The organism is Dietzia sp. HMSC21D01 (assembly GCF_001815995.1).
GTDB classification, from domain to species: domain Bacteria; phylum Actinomycetota; class Actinomycetes; order Mycobacteriales; family Mycobacteriaceae; genus Dietzia; species Dietzia cinnamea.
In genome coordinates this window covers 1-8,430 of the sequence record NZ_KV823885.1, presented here as the reverse complement: position 1 = coordinate 8,430, position 8,430 = coordinate 1, and the positions used below count along the sequence as shown (strand labels likewise).

The following is an 8,430-nucleotide window of genomic DNA, read 5'->3' as shown; positions in this document are numbered from 1 at the left end:
GATCAATGCACTCTGATTCCGGAAGGGCCGACTAACCTCAGCCTCACTCTCGCGCAGCCCGTCGCAGCGTCGGTTCCGGACTTCGGGTGGCGTGCGCCTACGTTGCGGCAGGTGTCCGTGGTGCGGTTGCAGGTCGATGACCCGGGGGCCGCGGTGCGCGCCGTGCGGTCAGAGACTCGGGCACCGACGGCGTCGTAGTCGACCCTTAGAGTGAGCCAGACCCCGCCAGGATTACCCAGGAGATCACCGTGGATTCACCCGTCGCCGTCCCCGCCCGTACCAGGGCAGAGATCTGATGGCGACCCGGTCTTCGCGCTCGTCAACCAGGAAGCGAAAGCCGACGTCCACGCGAGCGAAGTCGACGAAGACAACCAAGACGGCCAGGAAGTCCAGCGCAGCGACAGCGGTTCCGACGATCCCGCCCGGGCAGCGGGTATGGCTGTTGGAACTCCCGTGGGGAGGACTGGGCGGCGGGATGCCGGCCGGGGTCACCTACTACAAGTCGCTCACCGCGCACGCGTACGTCGGCACCGCCCTGCCGAGCGCCCTCGAGCCCTACGCCAGCAAGCCGTACTCCTACCTGCGGTGGCGGGAGGACGAACTCAACGGCAGCACTGGTCCGGGTGCGACCGCCGCGCCGATGACGCTGCGCCCGGAGCAACGCGCCGACGTGGACGCGATCGCCACTGCCGCCGAGCACGGGTTCCGGCAGGTTCATCTTGCGAACGACGTGGGCACCGGCAAGACCCTGGTGGCGGTGGCCGCGGCGAAGGCCATTGCGCGGGAGCGCGGCTCCCGCACGATCCTGGTGACGGTGGACCGGCCGGCCCGCATCACCATCCCGTCATGGCGTCGCACCATCGCCGCCCTGGGAGACGACGACCTGCGCTGGATCATCATGTCCTCCGACAGCCTGGGAAAGCTCATGGCCCAGAACGGGCGGCCGCGGCTGAAGGTCGATGTCGCGGTGATCGACGAGGCCCACCAGTTCCGGCATGACAGCAAGCGCACCAGCTACATGCGGCGACTGACCCGCATGGATGCTCCCCACGACACGGCACCGTTCGTCCTGACGATCACCGCCACCCCGGGGCATCACCCGGGCGAATGGGGCTACATGTCGTCGCTGTACGCCCAAGTACACGGAGATCCGCCGGCCCAGTGGGCGGACTTCGGTCGAGCGCTGGCCGACCGGGGCGTGCCCCTGGAACCCTCCTACGGGAAGTGGACGTGGAGCGCGGAGGCCAAGGAGTCGCTACAGACGCAGCAGGCCGCCATCAGCGACGTTCGCGACATCCTGCTGCGGCACGATCCGCCGCTCATGCTCACCCGGTCGGCGGTGTGGGGGCCGCCGCCCTTCGACGTCGACCTGGTGGAGCTGACCCCGGACCAGTGGCGGGCCTACGAGCTGGAGTGGGGCGATTTCCAGCGCGAGATGCAGCTGGCCCGGACCGGCAACAACGTCGCCCGCGGACTGGCCGCCCTGGTGCGGCTGCGGCAAAAAGCGTCCATGATCCGAGTCGAGCACACGGTGGCCGCGGCCAAGGCGGAACTCGCACGCGGATTCCAGGTGCTCATCGCCACCGAGATGGTGTCCACCGCCGCGCACCCCGTGGCCGAGAAGCTCGAGGCCGACGGGATCCCCGTGGCCCGGATCTACGGCTCGAACCCGGAGGCCGAGGCCGAGCGGATGCGCTTCCAGCGGGGCGAGGCGCCGGTGGTGGTGTTCAACACGCCCACCGCGATCAACCTGCAGGCGGGCGAGCAGTTCGCCGACGGGTCGTTCGCAACTGACACCCCGCGCAGAGGCTTCTTCCACCAGGCCCGCTACTCGGGACTCCTGGCTGAGCAGACGATGGGCCGCGCGCACCGGAACCACCAGGTCTGTTCCTGGTCACTCCTGGCGGCGGCGGGGACGATCGAGGAACGAGCCGGCACGGTCATGCTGTCGCGCTTGATCGCGTCCGCGACCAGCACCGACGCGGACGCGGACGCGTCGACGTTCTCCGAGGTGGCCCGGGTGTTCGGTATCGACTGGATCCCCGCCGCACGGCTGGCGGAGGCCCTCGACTAGGGGAAGCTACGATCAATCTGCAGTCGAGTGACCTTGCCGTGGGCACTACTCCAACCCGGGCACCAGGCTCCGCAGATCGATGATGTCGATGTGGACGGCGGGTCCGGCGCGGAACTCCGCAACGGTCCTCGTCGTAGTCTCTCCATACCTGTCGGCGAACCGCCGGCGGAGCCCGGCTGATGAGCGGCCGAGCATCCAGGCGACTGTGGAACTGGAACTGGCTAGGGATCGGCTTGACAGCTCGCCGACGATGTAGAGCTGCGCCCGTCGGCCGGAGTCGTCCAGAGACAAGTGCACCAGATCCGCGACGGCGCCACGCTTACGCATCTTCCTCGCGACCGCCGACCGGGTGGTCCACCTGCCCCGCAGCGGCGACGTGCGCACGGGAACCCACCTCGAGCTGCGCGAGGCGTCAGCCACCTACCGGACGGCTGTCGACCGATGAGCAGCGGCGATCCGCTCACCTCACCCGGACGCCGGCAGCACGCTACGGCGCCGTCGTCCCCACCGAGTACGCGGCCGCGGCGTCGCGCACGTCCATCACGTACTCGCGGGAGGCGTTGTAGGCCAGCACGGCACGCTGCCAGTTCTCGGCCACCGAGAGGTCTCCCCCGGTCTCGCACAGCAGGCGCGCGGCGGCCACGGCGGCGTCGTCGATCTGGTTGGGGTCGGCCACCCCGTCGCCGTTGGCGTCGCGGCCGTACTTGTTCCACGACTCGGGGATGAACTGCATGGGTCCCACGGCGCGGTCGTGTTCGGTGTCGCCGTCCCAGCGCCCGCCGTCGGTGTCGGGGATGTCCGCGAACCCCGGGGATCCGTCGAGTTTGATCCCGATGATCGGAGGGAGCGCGTAGCCGTCGTCGTTCAACATCGCCCCGCGGTACCGGCCGTGCCGCGTCTCCACGTGCCCGATCCCGGCGAGCGTGGTCCAGGCGAGGTTGCACTCGGGACGGGTCTGGCGCATGGTCTCGGCGGCGTTGCCGTAGGCGGCCAGCGCGGCGACGGGGATGTTCATCGGCTCGTTGAGGTCGGCCGCCCACTCGCGCAGCTGGTCAGACGTCCGGCCCGGGGCGTTGATGTCGATGGTCGGCACCGGAGCCCCTGCGGCGGGCGGGATGCCCGGGGGGATGGGGATGGGCGCCTCGCGGGTGGCCTCGTAGGAGCACGACGACGACAAGACGACGGTCGCGAGCAGTCCCGCGAGGCTCGCGGTGGCGCGGGGGGTCAGGGTGGGCATCGCCTGCCATCCTGCCGGAGCCCGGTTCCGCAGCGCGTCGGGGTATCCCCCGATTCACGGCGGGCCGGCCGTGACGCTCCCCTCACTCAGCCGTGGCGTCTTCCTCCGCGACCGGCCCTCACTCCGGCGACCGGGCGTCGGCTCCGCTCCCCGACGCGAACCCACCGGCGAGCGCGGTGAGTTCGTCGAGCAGGGCGTCGCGGCTGATGGCGGGCCGGTCCAGCACCCAGCGGACGGCGATGTTCTCCACGGCCATGACGATCACCCAGGCCCGCGCCGCCGGGTCCGCCGAGCGCAGGCCGGCCGCGGAGAGGTACACGGCCAGCAGCTCGCGGACGCGCGTTTCCAGCGCGTGCTGGGCGGCCCGGTGGCGCACCGCGGGTAGCTCCTCCCACACGATTCGCAGCAGCCCGGCGTCTGCTTCCAATGCGGACAGCAGCGCGTCGGCGATCCCCCGGACCGCCGCCGGGTCTTGCACGTCGACCGGGCCGGAGGCCGCGAGCGAGGCCGCGACGCGGTCGGAGATCTCCGCCGACCAGCGGTCCATCACCACCGTGACCAGCGCCGACTTGTCGGGGAAGTACTGGTACAGCGATCCGGGGCTCACCTCGGCCTCGTCGGCGACGCGGTTCGTGGTGAAGGACTCGTACCCGTCGCGCACGAGCACGACGCGAGCCGCGGCGATGATCCGCTCGACCATCGCGCGGGATCTCGCCTGCTTGGGCACCCTTCTCATGAATGCGAATTGTATGCGAGTAAATACTCGCGTCATAGTCGTGCCATGACCGCAGCGCCTGAACGCCCCACCACCGCGCACTCGCCGTACCCCACACGCTTCCGCGAGGCCGAGGACCGCTCGCGCCGCATCGGCCGCACGCTCAAGGCCGTCGCGCGCGTGGACGAGGTCGACGATCAGCTCATGGACCGCCTCGGCCGTGGGTACCTCGAGCGCGACGAGCTCGGCAACAAGCTGGCCGCCGCGATGCGCCTGCGCTCGGGCGAGCCCGGCGCGGTGAGCCGCCGCCAGCTCGACGAGGCCCTGACCACCGGCACGGCCGGCCTGCCCGAGGACGCCGCGCCCGTCCTGCGCGAGTACATCGCCCGGCTCGAGGACACCCCGGATTGGGTCGACTGGGAGAAGATCGAGCGTGGGCAGAACGTCTACCTGCGGCTGGGCCAGAACGCCGCGGACATCCTGCTGCAGCTCTCGCTCATCGGCGGCTACCGCTTCGGCGGCCCGACCGACCTGCTCGTGGCGACCGGCGGGCTGACCGGCAACACGACCCTGCGGCGGCTGGCCGAGACCAGCCACTGGACCATGTCGCTGTCGATCCCCGACGGGCTGCGCCCGGGCGGCGAGGCGTGGCGGCTGACCGGCCACGTGCGCGCTATGCACGCGGTGGTCAACCACTCCATGGAGCCACGCTGGGACACGGGCCGCTGGGGCCTGCCGATCAACCAGAGCGACCTCGCCGCCACCCTGGGCCTGTTCGACGCCGTCGTCCTGCTGGGCGTGCGGACGCTCGGCGTGCCGGTGAGCCGCCAGGACTCGCAGGACGTCATGCACGTGTGGCGCTACGTCGGCTGGCTGCTCGGGGTCGACGACGACTTCCTCGTCGAGCGCGAGAGCGAGCGCCACCGCATCAACTACCACATCCTTCTGGCGCAGGCCGGGCTGTCCGAGGCGGGCCCGCAGCTCACGCAGGCGCTGGTCGAGGCGCAGCGCACGCGTCATCGCAGCGGCCCGTTCCCCCGCCTGCGCGCCCGCGTCGGACACGAGCGGCTGCTGAGCATGCTCACCGTGCTCCTCGGTCGCGAGTCGATGCGTGAGTTCGGCCTGCCCGTCCGCCCGCCGTGGGCTCACGCCTACCTCGTCGCACTCAACACGCTGCGCTACCGCACGCCGATCGGCCGCTCCCGGCTCGACGCGTGGGGCGAGCGGGTCCGCGACCGCGAGCGAAAGGAGACCTTCGGCGACGCCCGGCCCGACATCGGCCGCCCCGCCACCGCCTGACCCCCGGGCCCGGCGAAAGAGTTCAGCAGCGGCTGTATAGTTCAGCGCATGCTGACGCGTGCGACCCGGCTCGATGTGATGCACCGGCTGGGCCGGGCGATGGCCGACCCCACCAGGTCCCGGATCCTGCTGTGCCTACTCGACGGGCCGCGCTACCCGGCCGATCTCGCCCGCGAGCTCGACCTCACCCGGCCCAACGTCTCCAATCACCTGGGCTGCCTGCGGGACTGCGGCATCGTCGTGGCCGCGCCCGAGGGGCGGCAGATGCGGTACGAGATCTCCGATCCCCACCTCGCCGCCTCGCTCCGCGACCTCCTTGACGTGACGCTCGCCGTGGACACCGACGCCGAGTGCGTGGTCTCCGACTGCCCCACCTGCAGGCCGTCGTGACCTCCGCGTGCGGCTGCAACGCCCCGGACCCCGGCGGCCACGACGAGGAGGCCCGCCCGTGGTGGCGGGATCCGGCCGTTCTCGTCCCGGCATCCTCCGGCGTCGCGCTGGCCGCGGGCCTGGCCACGGAGTGGTCGGGCGCGGCGTGGCCCGGGGCGGAGTGGGCGGGCGCCGGAGCGGTCGGCCAGCTCCTGTTCTGGGCCGCCCTCCTCCTCGGCGGCTCGACCTTCGCCCCGGGCGCGATCCGCGGACTGGTGACCCACGGCCGCCTCGGCATCGGCCTGCTCATGACCATCAGCGCCGTCGGCGCCGTCATCCTCGGCTACGTCGAGGAGGCCGCGGCGCTGGCGTTCCTCTACTCCATCGCCGAGGCACTCGAGGACCGGGCCATGGACCGCGCCCGCTCCGGCCTGCGCTCGCTCCTCCGCCTGGTCCCGGACACCGCCACCGTCCGCCGGGGCGCCGACTCCGCCGAGATCCCGACGGCCGAACTCCGCGCCGAAGAGACGCTCGTCGTCGCGCCCGGTGAGCGGGTCGCCACCGACGGGATCGTCACCCGCGGCCGCAGCAGCGTCGACACCTCGGCGGTCACCGGCGAGTCGATCCCCGTCGAGGTCGAGCCCGGCGACGCGGTCCTGGCCGGCTCCATCAACACCTCCGGCCTCCTCGAGCTCACCACCACGGCCCCGGGCACGGACAACACGCTCACCACGATCGTCGACCTCGTCGAGCGCGCCCAGACCGAGAAGGGCGACCGGGCCCGCCTCGCCGACCGGATCGCCCGACCCCTCGTGCCCGGGGTCCTGGTGCTCGCCGTCCTCGTCGCGGCCCTCGGCTCCCTGTTCGGCGACCCGGAGCTGTGGATCACCCGCGCGCTGATCGTGCTCGTGGCGGCCTCGCCGTGTGCGCTGGCGATCTCCGTGCCGGTCACCGTGGTCTCCGCCATCGGCGCGGCCAGCCGGCTGGGGGTCGTCATCACCTCCGGGGCGGCGTTCGAGCGCCTCGGCACCATCCGCCACCTCGCGATGGACAAGACCGGGACGCTCACCCGCAACGAGCCCTCGGTCGTGCGCGTGCTCACCGCCCCGGGCGCCGGCGAGTCAGAGGTACTGGGCCTGGCCGCGGCCGTCGAACGCCACAGCACCCACCCGCTGGCCACCGCGATCACCTCCGCCGCACCGAAGGGCTCGGCAGGCCGGTCGGAGCCGGAGGCCGAGCACGTCGAGGAGTCCGCCGGGCACGGGATCTCCGGGACCGTCGACGGCCACCGGATCACCGTGGGATCACCGCGCCGGCTCGCTCCGGACGAGCCCACCGAGCAGATCACGGACCTCGAGCGCGACGGCATGACGGTGGTCGTGGTCCATCGCGACGGCCGCCTGATCGGCGCCATCGGCATCCGTGACGAGCTGCGGGCGGAGGTCCCCGTCGTCGTCGCCACCCTGGCCGACCACCGCCTCGGGGTGAGCATGCTGACCGGCGACAACCCCCGCACCGCGGCGGCACTCGGCGCGCAGGCCGGCATCTCCGACATCCGCGCCGACCTCACGCCCGGCGGCAAGGCCGAGGCGATCGCCGAGCTCTCCCGCTCGCGCCCCACGGCGATGATCGGCGACGGCATCAACGACGCCCCGGCGCTCGCCACGGCCGACGTCGGGATCGCCATGGGCGTGAGCGGCTCCGATGCGGCCATCGAGTCCGCGGACGTGGCCTTCACGGGCACCGACCTGCGACTCCTGCCGCGAGCACTCGCGCACGCGCGCCGGGGCAGCCGGATCATCAACCAGAACATCGCCCTCTCGCTGATCCTCATCGCGGCCCTCGTCCCGCTGGCGATCACCGGCGTTCTCGGACTCGCGGCCGTGGTGCTCATCCACGAGCTGGCCGAGGTGCTCGTGATCCTCAACGGCCTGCGCGCGGCGCGCACCCCCTCACATCCCGTGGCAGCGGCGAGCCCGGTGCGTGAGGCCCGGGCCCCTCAACTCGCCAAATGAGGCGATAACGGCTCATTTGACCGTTTTAGGTGTTTTCACCTCATGTCGGCGGGGTGTGGCACGATCACCTCATGTTCGTGGTGACCATCGACCAGCGCCGCAGCCGCAGCAGCGCCGACCGGGTGCCCGCCCTCCTCGACGCGCTGGGCGGCGTGCCGGTCGCGGCCGCCTTCGAGCGCACCGCCGGCGACGAGGTCCAGGGGTTGCTCGACGACCCCGCCGCCGTGCGCGCGGCCCTGCTCGTCGCGCTGCGCGACGGCGAGTGGCACTGCGGCGTGGGGGTGGGAGACGTCGACGACGAGTCCGTCGCCTCCGGAACCCGGGCCGGTCGCGGGGCCGCCTATATCGCCGCCCGCTCCGCCGTCGACGCCGCCAAGGGTCTCCCCGGCTCCGTGGCGATACGGGTCGCGGACGACCCCGGGTCGCAGGACGAGCGCACGTCGGCGACGGCCTGGGCAGCCGACTGCGAAGCGGTGTGGGCCCTGGTCGCGCCGCTCGTACTCGGCCGCACGGAGGCGCAGTGGCGGGTCGTGGACGCCGTCGACCGCTCCCCCACGCAGGTCGCCGCCGCGGAGGAGCTGGGCATCGCGCCCGCCTCGGTCACCGGAGCCCTGCGACTGTCCCGGATCCGGGAGGAACGCGCGGCCTACCCGGCGCTCGACCGGCTGCTCGCCGGCGCGCACGCGGCGGCACTCGCCGACCGGTCCGGCGAGCACCCGGC

The 8,430-nt window shown here is 72.3% G+C and carries 8 protein-coding genes; 5 read left to right on the top strand and 3 right to left on the bottom strand.

Translation table 11 applies throughout. The features are described from left to right. Positions 1–475: 475 nt before the first annotated feature. On the top strand, positions 476–2,074 hold the full coding sequence (locus HMPREF3086_RS07560) for a DEAD/DEAH box helicase family protein (RefSeq protein ID WP_239550635.1): 1,599 nt from the start codon (positions 476–478) through the stop codon (positions 2,072–2,074). 45 nt (positions 2,075–2,119) lie between these two features. Here HMPREF3086_RS07560 and HMPREF3086_RS07555 read toward each other — a convergent pair whose 3' ends face one another. The 3 genes from HMPREF3086_RS07555 to HMPREF3086_RS07545 all read right to left on the bottom strand — a co-directional run bounded on the left by HMPREF3086_RS07555 (position 2,120) and on the right by HMPREF3086_RS07545 (position 4,047). Continuing rightward, on the bottom strand, positions 2,120–2,458 hold the full coding sequence (locus HMPREF3086_RS07555) for a hypothetical protein (protein WP_070721099.1): 339 nt from the start codon (positions 2,456–2,458) through the stop codon (positions 2,120–2,122). 103 nt (positions 2,459–2,561) lie between these two features. After that, positions 2,562–3,311, bottom strand: a complete 750-nt coding sequence (locus HMPREF3086_RS07550; protein ID WP_070721096.1) for a lytic transglycosylase domain-containing protein — start codon at positions 3,309–3,311, stop codon at positions 2,562–2,564. Positions 3,312–3,429: 118 nt separating this feature from the next. Beyond that, positions 3,430–4,047: a TetR/AcrR family transcriptional regulator gene (locus HMPREF3086_RS07545; RefSeq protein WP_239550634.1), complete on the bottom strand. Its 618-nt coding sequence runs from the start codon at positions 4,045–4,047 to the stop codon at positions 3,430–3,432. A gap of 45 nt (positions 4,048–4,092) precedes the next feature. Here HMPREF3086_RS07545 and HMPREF3086_RS07540 point away from each other — a divergent pair, with 45 nt between their 5' ends. From HMPREF3086_RS07540 to HMPREF3086_RS07525, 4 genes are all read left to right on the top strand, one after another. After that, positions 4,093–5,325, top strand: a complete 1,233-nt coding sequence (locus tag HMPREF3086_RS07540; protein ID WP_070721089.1) for an oxygenase MpaB family protein — start codon at positions 4,093–4,095, stop codon at positions 5,323–5,325. A 48-nt stretch (positions 5,326–5,373) separates the two neighbouring features. Then, on the top strand, positions 5,374–5,715 hold the full coding sequence (locus HMPREF3086_RS07535; protein WP_070721086.1) for a Cd(II)/Pb(II)-sensing metalloregulatory transcriptional regulator CmtR: 342 nt from the start codon (positions 5,374–5,376) through the stop codon (positions 5,713–5,715). Further along, on the top strand, positions 5,712–7,709 hold the full coding sequence (locus tag HMPREF3086_RS07530) for a heavy metal translocating P-type ATPase (RefSeq protein WP_109148917.1): 1,998 nt from the start codon (positions 5,712–5,714) through the stop codon (positions 7,707–7,709). The genes HMPREF3086_RS07535 and HMPREF3086_RS07530 overlap by 4 nt, the downstream gene beginning before the upstream one ends. 71 nt (positions 7,710–7,780) lie before the next feature. Next, positions 7,781–8,430 (top strand): hypothetical protein (locus HMPREF3086_RS07525; RefSeq protein WP_070721105.1); only part of this gene is annotated, 650 nt, incomplete at its 3' end.